General features: G+C 42.2%; 18 protein-coding genes. 5 read left to right on the top strand and 13 right to left on the bottom strand.

Annotation, left to right across the window (positions count from 1 at the left end):
* The first annotated feature begins 1 nt into the window (after position 1).
* Positions 2–373, top strand: coding sequence for a flagellar basal body-associated protein FliL (locus L1267_RS15045; protein ID WP_235383316.1), 372 nt, complete (start codon positions 2–4; stop codon positions 371–373).
* A 38-nt stretch (positions 374–411) separates the two neighbouring features.
* Here L1267_RS15045 and glpG read toward each other — a convergent pair whose 3' ends face one another.
* From glpG to L1267_RS15015, 6 genes are all read right to left on the bottom strand, one after another.
* Complete coding sequence (gene glpG, locus L1267_RS15040; protein ID WP_235383315.1) at positions 412–1,227, bottom strand: rhomboid family intramembrane serine protease GlpG; 816 nt, start codon at positions 1,225–1,227, stop codon at positions 412–414.
* Positions 1,224–1,541: a thiosulfate sulfurtransferase GlpE gene (gene glpE / locus L1267_RS15035; protein WP_235383305.1), complete on the bottom strand. Its 318-nt coding sequence runs from the start codon at positions 1,539–1,541 to the stop codon at positions 1,224–1,226. The genes glpG and glpE overlap by 4 nt, the downstream gene beginning before the upstream one ends.
* A 64-nt stretch (positions 1,542–1,605) precedes the next feature.
* Entirely contained in the window at positions 1,606–2,631 is a 1,026-nt protein-coding gene (gene tdh / locus L1267_RS15030) for an L-threonine 3-dehydrogenase (RefSeq protein ID WP_135926082.1), read from the bottom strand.
* 55 nt (positions 2,632–2,686) lie between these two features.
* A complete protein-coding gene (locus tag L1267_RS15025; RefSeq protein WP_135926083.1) occupies positions 2,687–3,883 on the bottom strand; it encodes a glycine C-acetyltransferase in 1,197 nt (398 codons plus the stop codon).
* 149 nt (positions 3,884–4,032) lie between these two features.
* The gene (gene gmhB / locus L1267_RS15020) at positions 4,033–4,584 is read right to left on the bottom strand and encodes a D-glycero-beta-D-manno-heptose 1,7-bisphosphate 7-phosphatase (protein ID WP_235383304.1); all 552 of its coding nucleotides are present in this window, start codon (positions 4,582–4,584) and stop codon (positions 4,033–4,035) included.
* On the bottom strand, positions 4,581–5,642 hold the full coding sequence (locus L1267_RS15015; RefSeq protein ID WP_138557233.1) for a glycosyltransferase family 9 protein: 1,062 nt from the start codon (positions 5,640–5,642) through the stop codon (positions 4,581–4,583). The genes gmhB and L1267_RS15015 overlap by 4 nt, the downstream gene beginning before the upstream one ends.
* A 124-nt stretch (positions 5,643–5,766) precedes the next feature.
* Between L1267_RS15015 and L1267_RS15010 the strand changes: the two genes are divergently transcribed.
* A complete protein-coding gene (locus L1267_RS15010) occupies positions 5,767–6,489 on the top strand; it encodes a 3-deoxy-D-manno-octulosonic acid kinase (RefSeq protein ID WP_235383303.1) in 723 nt (240 codons plus the stop codon).
* Here L1267_RS15010 and hldE read toward each other — a convergent pair.
* From hldE to L1267_RS14995, 3 genes are read right to left on the bottom strand one after another with little or no spacing between them, the layout of a single operon-like run.
* Positions 6,479–7,918 carry a bifunctional D-glycero-beta-D-manno-heptose-7-phosphate kinase/D-glycero-beta-D-manno-heptose 1-phosphate adenylyltransferase HldE gene (hldE, locus tag L1267_RS15005; protein ID WP_199526333.1) on the bottom strand — a complete coding sequence of 480 codons (1,440 nt, stop codon included), beginning with the start codon at positions 7,916–7,918 and terminating at the stop codon, positions 6,479–6,481. The two genes, L1267_RS15010 and hldE, sit on opposite strands and share 11 nt — an antisense overlap.
* Positions 7,918–8,508 carry a D-sedoheptulose-7-phosphate isomerase gene (locus tag L1267_RS15000; protein WP_135926088.1) on the bottom strand — a complete coding sequence of 197 codons (591 nt, stop codon included), beginning with the start codon at positions 8,506–8,508 and terminating at the stop codon, positions 7,918–7,920. Before L1267_RS15000 ends, hldE begins: the two co-directional genes overlap by 1 nt.
* Positions 8,509–8,539: 31 nt before the next feature.
* Positions 8,540–10,027 (bottom strand): capsule assembly Wzi family protein, encoded by a 1,488-nt coding sequence (locus L1267_RS14995; protein WP_138557232.1) that lies wholly within the window; start codon positions 10,025–10,027, stop codon positions 8,540–8,542.
* A 153-nt stretch (positions 10,028–10,180) separates the two neighbouring features.
* Here L1267_RS14995 and waaA point away from each other — a divergent pair, with 153 nt between their 5' ends.
* Both waaA and L1267_RS14985 read left to right on the top strand, forming a co-directional pair.
* Complete coding sequence (gene waaA / locus L1267_RS14990) at positions 10,181–11,440, top strand: lipid IV(A) 3-deoxy-D-manno-octulosonic acid transferase (protein ID WP_235383302.1); 1,260 nt, start codon at positions 10,181–10,183, stop codon at positions 11,438–11,440.
* A gap of 45 nt (positions 11,441–11,485) precedes the next feature.
* Positions 11,486–12,028: a DUF1415 domain-containing protein gene (locus tag L1267_RS14985; RefSeq protein ID WP_135926315.1), complete on the top strand. Its 543-nt coding sequence runs from the start codon at positions 11,486–11,488 to the stop codon at positions 12,026–12,028.
* A gap of 64 nt (positions 12,029–12,092) precedes the next feature.
* Here the strand turns inward: L1267_RS14985 and L1267_RS14980 are convergent, their stop codons facing one another.
* The 4 genes from L1267_RS14980 to purL all read right to left on the bottom strand — a co-directional run bounded on the left by L1267_RS14980 (position 12,093) and on the right by purL (position 19,103).
* The gene (locus L1267_RS14980) at positions 12,093–12,428 is read right to left on the bottom strand and encodes a YdbL family protein (RefSeq protein WP_135926091.1); all 336 of its coding nucleotides are present in this window, start codon (positions 12,426–12,428) and stop codon (positions 12,093–12,095) included.
* Between the two features lie 9 nt (positions 12,429–12,437).
* On the bottom strand, positions 12,438–12,620 hold the full coding sequence (locus tag L1267_RS14975) for a YnbE family lipoprotein (RefSeq protein ID WP_054551055.1): 183 nt from the start codon (positions 12,618–12,620) through the stop codon (positions 12,438–12,440).
* Positions 12,613–15,084 (bottom strand): intermembrane phospholipid transport protein YdbH family protein, encoded by a 2,472-nt coding sequence (locus L1267_RS14970; protein ID WP_235383301.1) that lies wholly within the window; start codon positions 15,082–15,084, stop codon positions 12,613–12,615. Before L1267_RS14970 ends, L1267_RS14975 begins: the two co-directional genes overlap by 8 nt.
* 134 nt (positions 15,085–15,218) lie before the next feature.
* Positions 15,219–19,103, bottom strand: coding sequence for a phosphoribosylformylglycinamidine synthase (purL, locus tag L1267_RS14965; protein ID WP_235383300.1), 3,885 nt, complete (start codon positions 19,101–19,103; stop codon positions 15,219–15,221).
* Between the two features lie 311 nt (positions 19,104–19,414).
* Here purL and L1267_RS14960 point away from each other — a divergent pair.
* The coding region (locus L1267_RS14960; protein ID WP_235383299.1) for a transporter substrate-binding domain-containing protein at positions 19,415–19,764 on the top strand (350 nt) is incomplete at its 3' end.

Raw genomic sequence — 19,764 nt, 5'->3', positions numbered from 1 at the left:
TATGCTACTAATTGGCGCAATGACCAGTCTGTCTGCACAGGCTGAGTCAAAAGTTGGCTACTTTGGTTTTGAGCCTGATATCATCACCAACTACATAGGCCAAGGTAATAAGAAGCTAGGCTACGTGCGCATTACCGTTGACCTTATGCTAAATGATACAGCCGATATCAGCGTTGTTGAACATCACACCCCTCTACTGCGTGATGCGATTGTTGAAATACTCTCAAAAGAGCCTGAAGAAAACATTAAATCGCTTACTGGTCGAGAAGAAATCAGAAAACGCTGTACTGCAAAATTAAAGTCACTACTTAAACAAGAAACTGGCCAAGAAATTGTCAGAGAAGTGTTATTTACTAAGTATTTGTACCATTAATAGTTTGTTTAATAAAAAAGGCGGTTTAACCGCCTTTTTTATTTACGTGTAAGCAGCTTATCAGACACCGCATATGCCATACCAGCCAGCAAACCTGCTAAGTGAGCCCAATTCGCCATACTCACTGGCAACATATCTACAAAGCCTAGAATAAGCCAAACCAACATAAAACCAACAATACTATTGCTGACTAAAGGTGGTTCGTTAGGGCGCATTGCACTATAAATCCAGCAAAACCCAAGCAAACCATACACAACGCCGCTTAAGCCACCAAAGTTAGGCCCGACAAGTAAAAACTGCGCCCAATTACTAATAAACGCCGTAACTAAAAATAACCCTACTAAGGTTAATTTACCGCTGCGCTTTTCAATATCGTTACCCAGCGTCATCCACCAGATCAAATTAAAAATAAGATGTATAGAGCTAAAATGCACAATGGCAGGAGTAAGCCAAGTAATTGGCTTGGCAGGGTTAAATTGGAGCATGCCATAAATAGTTTCAAAGCCGCCCATCAGAAAAGCAACAAAGATGACTATAGATACTAAGGTTACGGTACGATTAAGCCAACTTAAAGCCTTAAATCGCGCTTTTAAATCAAGTGATTGGCCTTGATATGATAACGGCGATTGTGTACTTCCTACCTGCCATGAAGCTTGTAAGTACTTTTCATCGTTGGGATTTTCAGCAAACTCTTGCCATAAAGGTTGAGCTTGATGAAAATGCTCTGGAGCAACACAAATAATCACAGTTTGTCCATCTTGCGAGCGCAGCTCACCTTGTAATCCTTTACTTTTAATGTAGTCAATAAAGCCTTGTGCGGCGCGCGGATTATTTATGCTGCCCAGTTCAATCATCGTTCTATATGCTCCGGAAGTTGCGTTTGCCACGCAGTAAAGCCACCATCCATGCTGTAAACATCTTCAAAGCCTTGTTCAACTAAATAGCTCGCAGCACCTTGAGAACTAACTCCATGATAACAAACAATGACGATTGGCTGATCAAACTCTTTGTTCATCATAAACTCGCTGATATTTGCATTCGATAAATGCTCAGCGCCTGGAATATGTCCGCTTTGAAATGAATTCGGATCGCGAATATCGGCAATCACGACATCGTCTTTTTCTAACAGCGAAAAGGTTTCGCTAACTGAAATATGTTTATACGACATAATACTCTCTAAACTAAAAAGGCGGCCTAAAGCCGCCTTAATTTTGAGGCTTTTAGACCTTCATTTAATCCCAATTCAGGATAACTTTACCAGACTGGCCTGAAATCATTGTATCAAAGCCTTTTTGGAAGTCATCTACCGAAAATTGATGCGTGATAATTGGGTTAAGATCAAGACCAGACTGAATTAGACTCGCCATCTTATACCAAGTTTCAAACATTTCGCGACCATAAATACCTTTAATGATAAGGCCTTTAAAAATAACTTGGTTCCAATCAACCGCCATATCTGAAGGTGGAATACCTAGCATAGCGATTTTTCCGCCGTGGTTCATGTTATTTAGCATGCTATTAAATGCAACGGGTACGCCTGACATTTCAAGACCAATATCAAAGCCTTCTGTCATGCCAAGCTCTTTCATTACATCTTCAAGCTTTTCATTTGCTACATTTACTGCACGAGTCGCACCCATTTTACGTGCTAAATCTAGGCGGTATTCGTTTACGTCTGTGATAACTACATGACGCGCACCAACATGTTTAGCAACCGCAGCTGCCATGATACCAATTGGGCCTGCACCTGTAATTAATACATCTTCACCCACTAAATCGAACGACAATGCGGTGTGAACTGCATTACCAAATGGGTCAAAAATTGAGGCTAATTCATCTGAGATATTATCTGGAATTTTAAATGCATTAAAAGCAGGGATCACAAGGTATTCTGCAAATGCGCCTTCACGATTAACACCAACACCAGTTGTATTACGACATAAATGCACACGACCAGCACGGCAGTTACGGCAATGACCACAAGTAATATGGCCTTCGCCAGATACACGGTCACCTACTTGGAAACCACGTACTTCCTGACCCATATCAATTACTTCACCAACATACTCGTGGCCAACAACCATAGGAGTTGGAATTGTATTTTGTGCCCACTCATCCCATTTATAAATATGGACATCTGTTCCACAAATTGCTGTTTTGCGGATTTTAATAAGCAGATCGTTATGGCCAACTTCAGGCTTTGGCGCATCAGTCATCCAGATCCCTGGTTCTGCTTTTAATTTAGATAATGCTTTCATGATTTACACTCAATTAAACAAAACCGAAGCAAAAGCTTCGGTTTAGGAAATAAAATTAGATAACACCCATTTCTTTACCAATACGGGTAAAGGCAGCAATAGCGGTATCTAATTGCTCTTTTGTATGCGCCGCAGAGATCTGCGTACGGATACGTGCTTGGCCTTTAGGTACAACAGGGAATGAGAAACCTGTTACATAAATACCTTCGGCAAGTAATTTGTCTGCCATCATAGAAGCGACTTTTGCATCGCCTAACATAACTGGGATAATTGCATGGTCTTTACCTGCACAGGTAAATCCTGCCGCTTCCATTTGTTCACGGAAATATTTTGCGTTATCCCAAAGTTTTGCGCGTAACTCACCGCCATTGCTTAGCATCTCAAGTACTTTAATCGATGCAGTAACAATTGATGGCGCAAGTGAGTTTGAGAAAAGATAAGGACGAGAACGCTGACGTAACCACTCTACAATTTCTTTTTTACCAGATGTGTAACCGCCTGATGCGCCACCAAGTGCTTTACCAAGTGTACCTGTGATGATATCAACACGGTCTAGAACACCACAGTACTCCGGCGTACCTTTACCATTTTCACCGACAAAACCAACAGCGTGAGAGTCATCAACCATAACTAAGGCATCGTATTTGTCAGCAAGGTCACAAACCGCTTTAAGATTACAAATCACACCGTCCATTGAGAAAACGCCGTCAGTTGCGATTAGTTTTGTTTTAGCACCCGCTTCATCAGCAGCAATAAGTTGCTTTTCAAGGTCGCTCATGTCGTTATTAGCGTAACGGAAGCGCTTTGCTTTACAAAGGCGAACACCATCAATAATTGAGGCGTGGTTTAGCGCATCAGAGATAATTGCATCATCTGGGCCGAGAATTGTTTCGAATAAACCAGCGTTTGCATCAAAACAAGATGAGTAAAGAATCGTATCTTCGGTTTCTAAAAACTCAGAAATCTTTTGCTCTAATGTTTTATGAATATCTTGAGTACCACAAATAAAACGCACAGAAGCAACACCAAAACCATGGTCATCTAAACCTTGTTGCGCGGCTTTGATCAGCTCAGGGCTATTGGCTAAACCTAAATAGTTGTTCGCACAAAAATTGATTACCTTATCACCTGAGGCAACTTCAATTTGAGCTTGCTGCTGCGATGTAATAACACGTTCACTTTTGTATAAACCTTCAGCTTTTACTTCGTCGATTTGCTGTTGCAGCTGATTAAAAAACGCAGATGCTCTCATCTGTAATCTCCAAATATTCTTGTATCTAACCAGAAATGATTAGCATGACTGTAAAATTTGCGCCTATTGTAAAAGCTTAGACGAACAATTGCACTGTTTGCAGTTCGTCGCAAACCTTGAGGCTAAAGAAATAAAACTGGTCTTACCTGCTAAGACTGTAAAATTAAAGCAGGTAAATCAGCTAAAGACTCACATACGTAATCAGCATGTTGTTCTGTTGATTCAGCATAACTTTGCCCTGAACGAACCAGCACACGGGTCGCGATTTGCACTCTTTCTGCTGCAATTAAGTCGCCCAGCTTATCGCCGACCATAATACTTTGTGAGGGAGTAATACTATGCTCTTCAATGGCTTGTAACAGCATGCCTGGAGCAGGCTTACGACAATGACAATCCTGTAAATAGGCAGGCTCTGCTTTAGTCGGATGATGCGGGCAAAAGTACACATCAAGAATTGGCACGTCATGACGCATAAACTCAGCTTTCATCCAGTCTGTAAGGTTTAAAAAGTCTTGTTCTGAATAGTAGCCACGCCCAATACCTGACTGATTAGTCACAATGACAATTTCATAACCTGCATCAATAAACTTTTTGCACGCATCAAACACACCGGGTAAAAACTCAAACTCATCCGGTTTATATACATAACCGTGATCAGCATTAACCACACCATCGCGGTCTAAAAACAGTACTTTACTCATGACAATTGCTCTTTATCTACAACACGGTTAAACATAGCTATAACCTCATCAATGCTTATTTGCGTCATTAAATCAGCTCCTTTAACGCGTGTTCCCCAAGGTAGCTCTTGAGCTGTTTTGCCTGTTTGTTCACGTAAGTTTTGGTGGTACACCTCAACCACGTAATCTAGATACAAGTATGGACCTGTACGTTTCGGGTTTGAATGGGCATACAAACCTATTACAGGTATACCAACAGTTACAGCCATGTGTGCAGGTCCCGTATCAGGAGCTAAAACTAAAGAAGCGCGCTTTAATACACACAACAACTCTTTAAGCTTAGTTTTACCTACTAAGTTAAGCACAGGCGCATTCGTTTGCGAAATTATTTGTTCAGACAACTCTATTTCTAAAGGTGTTGGTCCTCCTGTGATAACCACCGAAAAACCTTGCTGATAAGCATGCTCTGCAAGTGCCGCATAACGCTCGGGCAACCAATTACGCTCTTTTTTACTTGCCGCAGGTGAGATAACAAAAATACGCCCAGCTAAACGTTCTTCACCCAATAAGGCATCAGCAGCTTGTTGATGTTCATCTGTGATTGGCATTTGCCAGTGAGGCGCATAGTCAGGTACACCAATTGCTTGAGCAAAGCCCTTAAAGCCCTCAAGGACATGTGCCTCAGATTGCGGGGCAATACGCTTATTAATGAATAAACTATGTAACTCTTTTGAACGAGCCCAATCAAACCCTACTTTGACTTTTGCCGGAATACAACGAGCTGCTAAATTTGCTCTTAGTGCTACTTGCATGTGTAAGAGCACATCAAATTTACGACCTTTGAAAGTATCTTTTAGTTGCTGATAGGCCTGTTTACCCTGTTTTTTATCAAATACAACAAATTCAACGCCCGGTAAATCAGCCAACAACATAGCCTCAACTTTACCTATCACCCAGGTAATTTTTGCCTTCGGATGTGCCTTTTGAATTGCTTGCACTGCGGATACGGCGTGACATACATCACCAATAGCCGAAAGCCTTAAAATACAAATATCTGAATAGGAGGTTGATTGAGTCACGTGCGCCCTTAGCTACAGCAAATAATATGCGATCTTAAATTAACTTGATGCTAATGCAAGCACTTATGCGAAAAGCTAAAAATACGGTAAGATAGCGCTAATTCTATTTAATCTTGAAGTTGTTATGTTCGAAACTCAGCATCTACAAAACACCACCCTTTTGTGTCACCCTGACTACAAAGATGAGCTCACGCAACAGTGGTTCGATGCCAGCTACTGGCAACAACAAGAAAAAATAGTTGGCGCAAAAAAAGGCCGCGCAACAGCGTGGTTTTTTAAACATCAACAGCTCACAGGTGTTCTGCGCCACTATTGGCGAGGAGGACTCGTTGGTAAGCTACTCAGCGATCAGTACCTATATTTTGGCTTAAAACAAACCCGAGTTTATAAAGAATTTACACTAATGATGCGTCTGCGTGAGCTTGGCCTGAATGTGCCCACACCGATTGGGGCCAAAATTAAAACCAGCGGCTTTATCTATCGGGGCGATATCATCACCGAGGCAGTGACAGGCGCAAAAAGTGTGTTAGATATTTTAATCACTCGCCCACTAAGTCACTCTGAACTCAAAGCGATTGCAGCCACCCTCAGCGATTTTCACAATCACGGGGTATACCACGCAGATTTAAACATCAATAACATCTTGTTCGATGATACAGGTAAGGTGTTTATCATCGACTTTGACCGCGGTGAAATCAAAAAGCCGCACCCTAGCTGGCAAACAGAGAATATTAAACGCCTTGCTCGTTCATTTGCAAAAGAGCAAGGACGTAACGAACAGATGCATTGGCGACAAAGTGATTGGCAGTCACTAATATGTGACTACCAAGCTTTGCTTAAGACTTAATCTTGCTAATTACGTTAGATGTTGAGCAACCATTAAGAAACTCAAGCACTTCGACTTTACCGCCATGGCGTAATACATGATCAGCTCCGGCAATTTGGTCAACAGTGTAATCGCCGCCTTTTACTAGTACATCGGGGCTAATTTGCTCAATGAGCTTAGCTGGCGTGTCATTCTCTTCAACGCTACCAAATGGAATAACCCAGTCAACAGACGCCAGCGCACTTAAAACCATGGCACGTTCATCGAGCGGATTAATTGGTCTTTGTGGGCCTTTTAAGCGAGTGATAGACTCGTCATTATTTAAGCCAACAACAAGCCTGTCACCACGAGCTTTTGCCTGTGCAAGGTAGCGCACGTGACCTGCATGAAGAATATCAAAACAGCCATTAGTGAAAACAATTTTTTCACCATTTTGTTTGGCAAACTCAATATGCTGAAGTACATCTTCAAACGGTGTTTGATAATGCTCGCCAGTTTGCTGTAAATATTGACCAAGCTTACGGCTGAGTTCTTCAGGCGAAACAGTGGCAGCTCCAAGCTTGCTTACAGCAATACCTGCTGCAAGGTTGGCAATTTCAACCGCATCTTTTGCTGCCATACCAGCGCCTAGCATCACTGCTAATGTCGCAATTACAGTATCGCCGGCACCGGTTACATCGCTTACTTCAAGCTGTTGGGCTGCAAAATCATGTTTTTCTGTCTGACTAATTAACGACATACCATGCTCTGAGCGCGTTAATAGCATCGCAGCTATGCCCGCTTCACTAATTAATTTACGAGCACTGTCAGTCAAGTTTTGCTCAGAGTCCGTCAAACCACCAGCAAGCTTAAACTCATTTAGGTTAGGCGTAATATAGTCAGCACCACGGTATAAGCTTAAGTCTGATGATTTAGGGTCAATAAGCACTGTTTTGCCTGCTTTCTTTGCAACCTGAACCATTTGTTGAATTAAGCTCAGTGAGCCTTTGTTGTAATCAGAGAACAACACAAAGTCATAATCATCCAATACTAGCTCTAGGCGATTAAGTAATAATTGACTGTGCTGCTCAGTGAAGGTTTCTTCAAGGTCTAAACGAACAACTTGCTGATGACGACTAATAACACGCATTTTAGAAATTGTCGGTAAGTCACACACACTTACAAGTTGCGAATCAATTTTTTCTGAACTTAAGATGGTTTCAAGAATTTGCCCGCTTTCATCTTCACCGACTAAACCTAATAGGCCAACTTTACCGTCTAAACGAGCAATATTTTTTGCGACGTTTGCTGCACCACCGGCTTTGTCTTCAAATTTACTCACTTTCACAACCGGGACTGGTGCTTCAGGTGAAATTCGCCCAGAGTCGCCATGCCAGTATCTATCTAGCATGACATCACCAACAACTAAAATACGTGCCTTTGAAAGGTTTTTTAGTAACGCTAAATCCATTACTTTTGCTCCGCTACAACCATATCGATGGCTTCACATAGCCAATGCCCGATGAACATGTGGGCTTCTTGAATACGTGCGGTTTCATCATTTTTAATAATAATAGGTAACTTAGCGATGTCTTTTACTTTGCCACCATCTCGGCCTGTTAATGCTACGGTAAAAGCGCCGATTTCATTAGCAGCAGCAAGCGCTAAATTAATATTAGGGCTAGTACCCGAGGTGGTTAAGCCAATAACCAAATCATCGGGCTTACACAGGGCCTGAACTTGGCGCTCAAATACAGTATCAAAGTGATAGTCATTGCTGTGCGCTGTTAAAATTGAGGTATCAGTAGTCAGTGCGATTGAAGCAAGTGGACCGCGCTCTAATTTATAACGCACCACAAACTCAGCAGCTAAGTGCTGTGCATCTGCCGCACTTCCGCCGTTACCAAACCAAATGACTTTGCCACCCGCTTGTAAAGCACTGTGACATGCTTCAAGTAATTGCATCACTTCTGGGTGGTAGGTCTCCATCGTTTCAAACAACATTTGATGGCGATTTAAACTTTCGAGGTAGCTTGCCGCTACAGAATCAAGATTAGACATATAAATTCCTTAAAAAGTATTAACGGCTTACTTACCAAAAATAGGCAACAGATAACCACGTATAGTTATCGCCAAATACATCTTCGCCATAGGTAAGAGTTGTCTCTAATGTATGCTCGTTTAATTGGCGTGTATTGCTTAATTGCAGTTCAACGGCACGCTCATAGTCTCCGGTCGTTTGACCCCACTCATTTAGGTAATTACTTTCGTTTTCTATCAGTGTGAGCTTACTGCGCCAAAGTGAACGGTAGTTTTCACTATAAGTTAACTCCATGCTGTGCACTTGCGTCGGTGGCGCATCTGCATAAACCCTCGCAACACCATTGGCATGTAACTCAGTATAACGTTGATCAGCCGCATAATGACCCGTTACAAAACCACCCACTGTATTACCATATACTGGATAAATCTCATTGACGTACCACAGGCTGTGCATGTTGGTATATTCATACCTAAGCGACATTGTATTACTCAGTTTTGGCAAGAAGAAGCCAAAATTGCTAACAGTATTACCAAATTGGTAGTTTTTGTGGTCTTTTGTGTCTTCACCACCATATTCAAAGTAAAGTTCAACTGGCATTCCCCAATTAAAATTCACCGTACTGGTAATTGTTACGTATTGGTCACCTAACTCATTATCTTTACTACCAGTGAGCCCTGAGTTGTCATTACCCGCAGGATCAAAAAATGCATCGACCACATCACCAACATCGACTTTGCGGGGGCCCCCACCAAACTGCATCATACGATTAAGGCCCAGCTTCCAACCATCAAGCGGCTCAATACTAAAATGCGTCCCAGCGAGCTTTGGTGTGCCGCTATGGAGCTCATTTTGATAAAGAATACCATTATCGACATGCTCAAGCTCAGAATAATAAAGCTCAAAATCAAAATTCCACCAATTGTGGGCTGGTTTTACCATACCCAATGAAATCGAAGGTGCTGTTTTAGCATTGGTAGAAATAATCTGCGCAGAATGTTTAAACGGCGAGAACCAGTGTTCTTTATAACCAAGATTTAACTGTAAATCTTCGCCAGCAAAACTTATAAACGAATTATAATTTACAAATTTATTAGCTTTGGCTCGGTAATCTACACCCACTTGTACCAAGGTATAATCATTAGCACGCCAAATACCTTCAAAAAAACCTTGCCCCCATTCATCCGAGCTTAGGCCTCTTTGATTCGCTATTTTCTTTGCATTATCCGTATCAACTTGTAGTTTTACACCGACACGAGTCACTGCATCATCACTTTGATATGGCTTTATTTTTGAACGAATAGCAGCAGCTAACCCAGGCTCTTCCTTTTCAAGTACAAGAAGTGCTTTCTCGACTTCTGCTAAACGATATGGTTTAGCCATAGGAGTGCCAATTGTTAGTGCAAACAAAGTATCTAATTGATGATCAAGCTGTGCGTCCATGCCAACAGGTAAATAAGCGGTGGGTGTTGCATATAAAGGCATAGCGCAACTTAAGAGAGCACCTACTACCGAGGCTTTTATCATTTTAAATTTCATAACTGCTTCGTTTATTTAATAAGTAATCGAAATACTACCAAATTACCTGAAACTAAACACTTAAAACTCTCATAGATAACCCTTTTTAACATTTTATATTTAGATAGCGTATGTTCCACGCTATCATAGGGTTTTATTCATATAGGCTAACCAATGGCGCGTATTATATATTCTTTACTCCTATACATTTTGAGTCCGCTGATTGTTTTTTACTTATATGTTTTGCGAGGTAAGAAAAACCAAGGCTACCGAATGCATTTTGCTGAACGCTTTGGCTATACAGATTTATCGCGCCACGATATTGTTTTTCATTGTGCCTCTGTAGGTGAAGTGCTAGCGGCAACCCCGCTTATTAAGGCAGTTCAATCCAAACACCCTGCGCTTACGATTTTAGTAACCTGCAATACCCCAACTGGCCGCGAGCAAATAAAAAACAACTTTAACGATACTGTTAGCTGCTGTTATTTACCGATTGATTTTTTCTTCGCTACACAGCGTTTTTTAAAGCGTATCAAGCCAAAGGTACTGTGTATTTTAGAAACAGAGCTGTGGCCTAACCTTATGGCTCAAAGCAACAACTACGGCACAAAAGTACTTGTTTTAAATGCCCGGCTTTCAGCTAAATCACAGCAAGGCTATCAAAAGGTGATGCCATTAACTAAGCTGATCATGCAATCAATTAGCGACCTTGCTAGTCATAATCAAGATGATGCCAAACGTTTTATTGAACTAGGTTTAAAACCTGAAAAGGCTCGCGTGTTTGGCTCAATTAAATTTGATATCACGCCGACAGATGAGCAATTAAATAAAGTCGCAGCACTTAAAAATCAGTATAACAACGAGCGCTTTATCTGGGTTGCAGGTTCCACTCACCCTGTTGAACATGAGCTTATTGTAAGTGCTCATAAAAAGCTGTTAAAAGCCTTGCCCAACGCTCTTTTGATTATTGCTCCGCGTCACCCCGAGCAATTTGATAAAGTCGCGGAGATATTAAAAAACTCAGATATGAGCTTTAGCCGTCGCAGTGCAGATAACTATAACAACCAGCAAGTTGTGCTAGCGGATACGTTAGGCGAGCTACAATGCTTATATGGAGTGGCAAACATCAGCTATATTGGCGGTAGTTTAATAGAGCGAGGCGGCCATAATCCGTTAGAGTCAGCAGCGTTTTCGGTTGGCGTATTAGCAGGCCCTCATACCTATAACTTTGACCATATATACCCTGAGCTTATTAGTGCTCAAGGAGCTAAAATTGTCACTGATGAAAACCAACTTGCTGATACGCTTATCGCTTTGAGTAATGATGCAGAAAAGACCATAAAGCTTGGTCAACAAGCTGCAAAATGCGTGGCTAATAATCAAGGTGCTATCAGTAAAACGGTTAATTTAATTGAGCTTTACTTAGAAAAGTAAAATAGAGACATAGAATAGAGAAATAACGTGACTTCAAAGCAAGTGATGAATCGCCCAGAAAAGCAAATGCGCGAATGGGTATCAAGTGTAATCGTGAAATACAATTTCTGCCCGTTTGCCCGCAAAGAAGTTGAAAGCAATTGCATTCATTATCAAATCAGCCAGTCTATTACACTTGATGATGCGGTAATGGATATGCTTGAGCAGTGTAGCGAGTTAGACCAACAAGCACAGCGTGAAACAACCCTGTTGATGTTTGAGCAAGGCTTTAAGGATTTTGAAGAGTTTTTAGATTTAGTCGATTTAGCTAATGCACTTTTAGCTGCGCAAGGTTATGAGGGTAAGTATCAAATAGCTAACTTTCATCCTGACTATGTGTTTGCCGATAGCGATGACAGCGATGCTGCAAACTATACTAACCGCGCACCTTATCCAACACTACATTTGATCCGTGAAGCCAGTATGAGCGAAGCGTTAGATAACTACAATGAACCTGAGTCTATCCCAGAGCACAACATTAAACTTGCAAGACGTAAAGGCATCGACTTTTGGCAGCAGCTATTACAAAGCTGCATCGATAAACGCTGACGCCTGTCGGCGTTATAAAGATAAAAAGCCAGCAATGCTGGCTTTTCTAATTTAACTTAGTGAGTTATTTTTTTACCCACTCACCGTTCACTTCAATGTAGTGACCCGGCTTAGTTTTCTCGATAGTTTTAGCAGCTGCAAGTGCTTCTACCTGCGCTAACGAAAGGTTATTCTTTTTCGCTAGCTTTAAGTACTGCTCTTTGCGCTTTGCATTAATTTCATCAACGACTGCTTTTGCTTCACTATTATTAACCACTAAACCTAAATAGCCTGAACTATCTTCACCCACTAATCCTTGGCTTTTTGCGTCATCAAGGCTAATAGCCCACGCAGAAAAAGAGAAACAAACAGCACTGATCAAGGTGATCACATTTAGTTTTTTAAGTTGTAATTTACGCATGTGTGCTCCTTAGAATAATTCGCTGTCATCACTGAATAAGGTATCAAGTTCTTTATCCACTTTTACGCGGATCTCATGGTCAACTTTTACATTTAAGTTGATTGTAATCGGCTCTTTTGCTGCCACCTCAACACGGTGAGTACAGGCACTCAGCATGCCTACTGCCGTCAGCATTACTAACCACTTAGCCATCATTGCTTCCTTTTTTTGCATACTCTTTCTCAACTTTTTGAGTAATTTCATCACTTAAACGCAGCGCTCTAAGTAAAGTAAATACATTCTCTTCATGGTTATAATTAAAGTTCACTGCTTGCTGCTGCGCTTCATTATAACCTTCTAAATTAACACCTAAATGTAACCAACCATCTGGTTTGAGGTTAACACTGCTGCGTAGTTTTTTAATATCTAAATTCTCGAGTAAACTCAGCGTTGTACTCAGCTCCTGTTGCTGCGCTTTTACAGCTTCAAAACCCGCATTATTAGTGATCAGTAATTTACCATCACCTTGATTAACTAGCTGCCCTTGCTTTACCTCTATGCCCTGTTTGCTTATAACAACAGGTAAGGTGCCCGCTAAGCGCCCGCTTAAACTAATTCCAGACTCGGCATCAAGGGTGACCAATTTGCTGGCATCAATATTTTCAAACTTAACGGTCGCGGTTTGGTTGTCACTCAGTGGGCAGTATTTATTCACCACAAATTTGCCGCCCATAACCTGACCGGTTAGATCAGCTGCGCAAGGCTGATTAGCCGTTACCTGCAACTGACCCTGCATATTTTTGACCACAGCACCTGCGCGCAGTTCATTGAGTGTAAATTTAGTCGCTGCAATATTAAGCTGCCCTGAATTAAACGTCCCATCCAAATCCACGGCAAAATCATTTGCTAGGTAGTCATTATAAAGCGCACTGAGCTTATTAATGTGAACACTACCTTCTGCTTGCTGAAGATTTACATCACCTTTAATAATCCCTGAAACCAGCCCATCAGTGATGGTTGCAAGGGGCTCAAACTGAGCAATTATCGGATTAAGCTTGGATACTGCCTGCTCAGGTATCACCAATTCAAATGGGTGCGCAACCTTAGACATATGATGGCTAACAAGCGCTTCAAAGCCATCTGCAAACACATGATGCGTTGCCTGCAAAGCGCGGCTTTGTAGGGCATTTGTAACGACAGACAACTTATTTAAAGTAAGTTCAGGTGTTGATAATTTAGCAGCCGTGGTTTTGGCATCAATATCAGCAAATAATTCCCCCACACTGAGATCTGTACTAAGGGTTAGCTCATTACTGATTTTTGCTGCGTTAATATCATTATAATTCAATGATTTAACCTTACTGTTGGCTTTAACAATTAAGTGTTGCTCGGCATTATGCTCAGCCTCAATCGTGCTGGTAAAGTCAGCTATCTGAGCACCCGATATAAGCGCGTTTTTAACACTGACATTTGCGTTCAATCTAGCAGCTATCGGGCTAGAAAATAACTCATCGATATTTAGCTTTCCTTTAGCCCCAATACCCTCAACCAGAGCACCGTCAGCCTGAAAATCTAAAAATGCAGGGAGTGATTCAAGTGACAGTTGAAAATCAGCGCTAACGTCACTTTCATGCAAATGCGCATTGAGCTTTAGCTCATCAATATCTTTACTGTTAAAATCAATACTAACTTGGCTATTAAGTGATGCGAGCGGATCCTGTAAAGAAAAGGTCGTATTATTGACTGTCACTTCACTTTGCCCTTCAGTTGCTAGCAGTTTTACGATTGGGACTGATAGCTGCTCGGCTTCTACACTAACTGGTTTGTCAATGTGTAACTGCCAAGTAAGCGGTAGCTGCGCTTCAATAAATGATTGATGCTGTTGGTCTGTGATGATGCTTAAACACGCTTGGTTTGCGCTAAGTTGATTTTGTAAAGCTGATAAATCCGCATATAAATGCTGTTGGTTTAATTGATACTTCGCACTCAGTTGCCCTTCGGTGGTAAAACCTAGGTCGCATTGCGCTAGAGCATGCTGATAACTTGCATTGATGGTGCTTTCAATTGCAACCGTAATACCATCAAACTTAACCTGCGATTGAGTGCCAAAATGGCTACTTTGTGGCAATGTTATGAACCGCCTAGCTACTTGCTCATCAAGGGTAAGATCGGCTTTTATTTCATAATTAGATATTTCAACATCTGCATTAAGATCACGTGAAATCGTAAAATGGTTTAAGCGTTTTTCTTGTATTGCCAACCTAACAGGGCTATCGGTAAAAGGTGAGACTACATCAAGCTGCTCAATGCTTATTAGCGGTCTTTGCTCTGGTAATACTAAAGCGAGCTTTTTAAATTCAGTCTGTGCTGATTCTGGTTGTTGTTTATTTGCAAGGTCGCTAACGATGAGATTAGCGCGAGAAACCCTAACCTGTTGCTTGTTAGCAAGGATGCCAGCTAACTCTATTTGCTGCCCTTGATAAGTTAAGCATAATTTCTCGATATTTAAATCAAGCTGGCTGGTCAATGACCAATCAATGCAGTGAAGCTCAGCGCCATTTTTACTAAGCATAGGCGTTAAGTACCACGATGTCAGTGGTAGCCTGAACAGATACGCCAACAGCAGCATGCTTAGCACGATACCTAGCAACCCTACGCTTACCCGCTTAAAACTCAAAAAACTCTCCTTGCCTTTGAACTTACACTTACTAGCACCATTATAAACAAAAAGGCTGCACTTAATAGTGCAGCCTTTTTAGTTTAAACGGTTTGTATGAACCTAGCTTGTATAGCTAGGTATATAGCTAAGTTTTAGCCAACGTTTTTACGTGCGTTGCGGAACATACGCATCCATGGGCTATCCTCTGTCCACTCATCTGGGTGCCATGAGTTAGCAACAGTACGGAATACACGCTCTGGGTGCGGCATCATAACCGTGGCACGACCATCAGTAGAGGTAATACCTGTGATACCTTCCGGCGAGCCGTTCGGGTTAGCTGGGTATTGCGTTGTTGGGTTACCGTAGTTATCAACAAACTTCACTGCCACAGTGCCTGACTCAAGCGCAGCTTTAACTGCATCGCTGTTAGCGAATTCAGCATGACCTTCACCATGAGAAACAGCGATAGGCATACGAGAACCAGCCATACCGTTAAAGAATACTGATGGGTTTTCTTGCACTTCTACAAGGCTAAAGCGAGCTTCAAAGCGCTCTGACTTGTTGGTTACAAAACGTGGCCAGTGCTCAGTGCCTGGGATCAACTCTTTCAATGTTGAAAGCATTTGACAGCCATTACACACACCTAGGCTGAATGTATCTTCGCGGTGGAAGAAGCTTTGGAACTGCTCACGCGCCATCTCATTAAATAAGATTGACTTAGCCCAGCCTTCACCTGCGCCTAATACGTCACCGTAAGAGAAGCCACCACATGCCACTAAGCCTTTAAATTGCTCAAGTGTTAAACGACCTTCAAGGATGTCACTCATGTGTACGTCAACCGCTGCAAAGCCAGCACGGTTAAATGCCGCAGCCATTTCTAAATGAGAGTTAACACCTTGCTCACGTAGAATCGCCATTTTCGGCTTCGCACCAGTTGCAATGTAAGGCGCAGCAACGTCTTCGTTTAAGTCAAAGCTTAGTTTTACGTTAAGACCTGGGTCTTTTGCATCAAACTTAGCGTCAAATTCTTGCTTAGCACACTCTGGGTTATCGCGACGTGCTTGCATTTGGTAAGTTGTTTCAGCCCAAATAGTGCGAAGCTCAGTACGCGTGTGGTTAAGCACCACATCATCACCACGAGTGAATACCACACGGTCATCAGCGTTTAATGCACCAATTTCATGGCTGATAGCTGCTAAGCCGTGATCAGCAAGAACGGCTTTAACTGCATCTAAATCAGCGTTTGCCACTTGGATAACCGCACCTAGCTCTTCATTATAAAGCGCTTCGATGTCTGAACCTGTAAGGCCTGCAAGGTCAACAGTAACACCCGTGTGACCAGCAAATGCCATTTCAGCGATAGTTGTGAATAAACCACCGTCTGAACGGTCATGGTAGGCAAGTAACTTGTTATCAGCAACAAGCGCTTGCATTGCTTCATAGAAACCTTTTAATAACTCAGGGCTATCAACATCAGGTGTTACATCACCTAATTGCTTATAAACCTGTGCAAGGCTTGATGCACCCATACGGTTTTGACCCGCACCTAAATCAACTAATAATAGTGATGACTCACCTTTATCAGTGCGTAGCTGTGGCGTTACTGTTTTACGCACATCTTCAACACGACCAAAGGCAGTGATGATTAGTGATAATGGTGCAGTAACCGATTTTTGCTCACCGTTTTCATCCCATTGAGTTTTCATCGACATTGAGTCTTTACCCACAGGGATTGTTAAGCCAAGTGCCGGACAAAGCTCTTCACCTACCGCTTTAACAGCTTCGTAAAGACCTGCATCTTCACCAGGGTGACCAGCTGCAGCCATCCAGTTTGCAGATAGCTTGATATTTTCAAGGCCACCTATGTTAGCACACGCGATGTTCGTTAATGACTCAGCCACAGCTAAACGAGCAGAAGCTCCATAGTTTAACAGTGCAGCTGGTGTACGTTCACCTAGTGACATTGCTTCACCGTGGTAAGTATCAAACGCAGCGGCTGTTACCGCACAGTTTGCTACTGGCACCTGCCAAGGACCTACCATTTGGTCACGAGCAACTAAACCCGTTACGGTACGGTCACCAATGGTGATTAAGAATGTTTTTTCAGCAATCGTTGGTAAGCGTAATAAACGTTGTGCAGCATCTGCAGCATCAATGTTTGCAACGTCTAATGGTTGTGATTGTGCTTTTTTAGACTCAACTTCGCGGTGCATTTTTGGTGCTTTACCAAGTAAAACATCAAGCGGTAGATCAACAGGGTTGTTACCAAAGTGGCTATCTTCAACCGTTAAGTGGCGCTCTTCTGTTGCTTCACCGATAACCGCGTATTGTGCACGTTCACGTTTACAGATTGCTTCAAAGCGCGCGAAGTCTTCAGCTGCAACTGCTAATACGTAACGCTCTTGAGATTCGTTACACCAAATTTCGTGTGGTGCCATACCCGGCTCATCGTTTGGAATATCACGAAGTTGGAATTTACCACCACGACCACCGTCGTCTACAAGCTCAGGGAATGCGTTTGAAAGACCACCTGCACCCACATCGTGAATGAAAGCGATTGGGTTTGCATCACCTAACTGCCAACATTTGTCGATAACTTCCTGACAACGACGTTCCATTTCTGGGTTTTCACGTTGTACCGACGCAAAGTCTAAATCTTCGTTCGATTGACCTGATGTCATACTAGACGCAGCACCACCACCAAGGCCGATGTTCATTGCCGGACCACCTAGTGCGATAAGTTTTGCACCAACTGGGATTTCACCTTTTTGAACATGTTCAGAACGAATATTACCTAAACCACCTGCAAGCATAATTGGCTTGTGGTAACCACGTACTTCTTCACCGTTGTGGCTTGATACTTTTTCTTCGTAGGTACGGAAGTAACCAAGTAAGTTAGGACGACCAAATTCGTTATTGAATGCCGCGCCACCTAATGGACCTTCAGTCATGATATCTAGTGCATTAACGATACGACCAGGCTTACCAAAGTCGGTTTCCCATGGTTGCTCGTAACCAGGAATACGAAGGTTAGATACAGTGAAGCCCACTAAACCAGCTTTTGGTTTAGAACCACGACCTGTAGCACCTTCGTCACGAATCTCACCACCAGAACCTGTTGATGCACCCGAAAATGGCGCAATCGCTGTTGGGTGGTTGTGAGTTTCAACTTTCATCAAGATTTCGATGTTTTCTTGATGGTATGCGTACTCGCCTTCACTGTTCGGGAAGAAACGACCCGCTACTGAGCCCTTCATTACCGCTGCGTTATCTTTGTATGCAGATAACACATTTTCAGGGTGTTGCTCGTAAGTGTTTTTGATCATTTTGAACAATGATTTTGGCTGTTCGATGCCATCAATTGTCCAGTCAGCATTAAAGATTTTATGACGACAATGCTCAGAGTTTGCTTGTGCAAACATAAATAATTCGATGTCGTTCGGGTTACGCCCTAACTTTTGGAAATTTTCTACCAAGTAATCGATTTCGTCATCTGCAAGCGCAAAACCTTGCTCAACATTGGCTTTAGCAAGTGCTTCACGGCCACCACCTAAAATGTCAACTGATGACATTGGACGCGGTTCATCGTGGCGGAATAATTTAGCTGCATCAGCCATATCCGCATGCGTTGCTTCAGTCATACGGTCGTGTAATAACGCTGCTACTTCAGCTGTTTGCTCAGCTGATAGATTACCTTCAACGTAGTATGCAATACCACGTTCAACACGGTGAACTTGGCTTAAGCCACAGTTGTGTGCGATGTCGGTTGCTTTTGATGCCCAAGGCGAGATAGTGCCAGGACGCGGCGTTACAAGAATTAACGTGCCTGCAGGGCTGTGCTCTGCAATCGTTGGACCATAAGTAAGCAGCTTTTCAAGCTTTGTTTGCTCATCAGCTGAAAGCTCAGCAGTAAGATCAGCAAAATGCATGAACTCAGCATAAACGTTAGTGACTGGAAGTTGTGCCTGTTGGCAACGCGCTAAAATTTTCTGAACTCTAAAATCGGAAAGTGCTGGTGCACCACGAAGGATCAACATAGGTATTTTCATCCGGGGTTAGGGATTGAACGATATTTTAGGCGCGTATTATAGTGCAAATAACGTCTAGATTTAACTCAAAATTGCGCTTTTATTTAAATAATCTTCATAACCGCGATTATGGTTGCAACAATTAACTATCTTAGTACTCTTTATTTTCCCGCAGGCTGTTGTTCTGTATGACTTATCTATTACCGCTACTATTACAGTTATTAATTTTTAAATAGAGATATAAAACTATATGCGAAGTGACGTGGCAGTGAAGTTTTGCTATAACGGTAACGTAATGGTTTAAGGGGCATTTCTAATTTATGCAAAAAATACTCGCTATATTTACGCTTGTGCTCATGTTGTGTGCATGCGATATGCAACAACAACCATCACAACTTGCTCATATCAAAGCACAGAATAAGATAAGAGTCGGCACCTTAGCCGGCGCGAGTAATTACTATCAAGCACCGCAAGGTGTGCAGGGTTTTGAGTACGAATTAGCACAAGAGTTTGCCGATTATGTTGGCGTAGAGCTCGAGATGGTGCCTTTTTTTAATCTTACAGATATGTTCTCTCGCCTCGAAAGTGGTGATTTAGACATTATTGCCTCTGGACTTACTTATAATACCATTCGGGCTGAACATTATCGTTTTGGGCCAACTTACCGCAC

Origin of the sequence: Pseudoalteromonas sp. OFAV1 (assembly GCF_021532595.1) — a bacterium.
Classification (GTDB): domain Bacteria; phylum Pseudomonadota; class Gammaproteobacteria; order Enterobacterales; family Alteromonadaceae; genus Pseudoalteromonas; species Pseudoalteromonas lipolytica_C.
Note: the sequence above shows the minus strand (reverse complement) of the source record. Positions and strands in the feature narration are given on the sequence as shown.

What these genes read in the sequence shown, in the direction of transcription:
- waaA (WP_235383302.1), top strand. Translation starts at nt 10,181, where the DNA reads ATGGCGCGTATTATATATTCTTTACTCCTATACATTTTGAGTCCGCTG.
- L1267_RS14975 (WP_054551055.1), bottom strand. Translation starts at nt 12,620, where the DNA reads ATGGCTAAGTGGTTAGTAATGCTGACGGCAGTAGGCATGCTGAGTGCC.
- glpE (WP_235383305.1), bottom strand. Translation starts at nt 1,541, where the DNA reads ATGTCGTATAAACATATTTCAGTTAGCGAAACCTTTTCGCTGTTAGAA.
- L1267_RS14995 (WP_138557232.1), bottom strand. Translation starts at nt 10,027, where the DNA reads ATGAAATTTAAAATGATAAAAGCCTCGGTAGTAGGTGCTCTCTTAAGT.
- tdh (WP_135926082.1), bottom strand. Translation starts at nt 2,631, where the DNA reads ATGAAAGCATTATCTAAATTAAAAGCAGAACCAGGGATCTGGATGACT.
- purL (WP_235383300.1), bottom strand. Translation starts at nt 19,103, where the DNA reads ATGTTGATCCTTCGTGGTGCACCAGCACTTTCCGATTTTAGAGTTCAG.
- gmhB (WP_235383304.1), bottom strand. Translation starts at nt 4,584, where the DNA reads ATGAGTAAAGTACTGTTTTTAGACCGCGATGGTGTGGTTAATGCTGAT.
- hldE (WP_199526333.1), bottom strand. Translation starts at nt 7,918, where the DNA reads ATGGATTTAGCGTTACTAAAAAACCTTTCAAAGGCACGTATTTTAGTT.
- L1267_RS15025 (WP_135926083.1), bottom strand. Translation starts at nt 3,883, where the DNA reads ATGAGAGCATCTGCGTTTTTTAATCAGCTGCAACAGCAAATCGACGAA.
- L1267_RS15010 (WP_235383303.1), top strand. Translation starts at nt 5,767, where the DNA reads ATGTTCGAAACTCAGCATCTACAAAACACCACCCTTTTGTGTCACCCT.
- L1267_RS15000 (WP_135926088.1), bottom strand. Translation starts at nt 8,508, where the DNA reads ATGTCTAATCTTGATTCTGTAGCGGCAAGCTACCTCGAAAGTTTAAAT.
- L1267_RS14980 (WP_135926091.1), bottom strand. Translation starts at nt 12,428, where the DNA reads ATGCGTAAATTACAACTTAAAAAACTAAATGTGATCACCTTGATCAGT.
- glpG (WP_235383315.1), bottom strand. Translation starts at nt 1,227, where the DNA reads ATGATTGAACTGGGCAGCATAAATAATCCGCGCGCCGCACAAGGCTTT.
- L1267_RS15045 (WP_235383316.1), top strand. Translation starts at nt 2, where the DNA reads ATGCTACTAATTGGCGCAATGACCAGTCTGTCTGCACAGGCTGAGTCA.
- L1267_RS14985 (WP_135926315.1), top strand. Translation starts at nt 11,486, where the DNA reads ATGAATCGCCCAGAAAAGCAAATGCGCGAATGGGTATCAAGTGTAATC.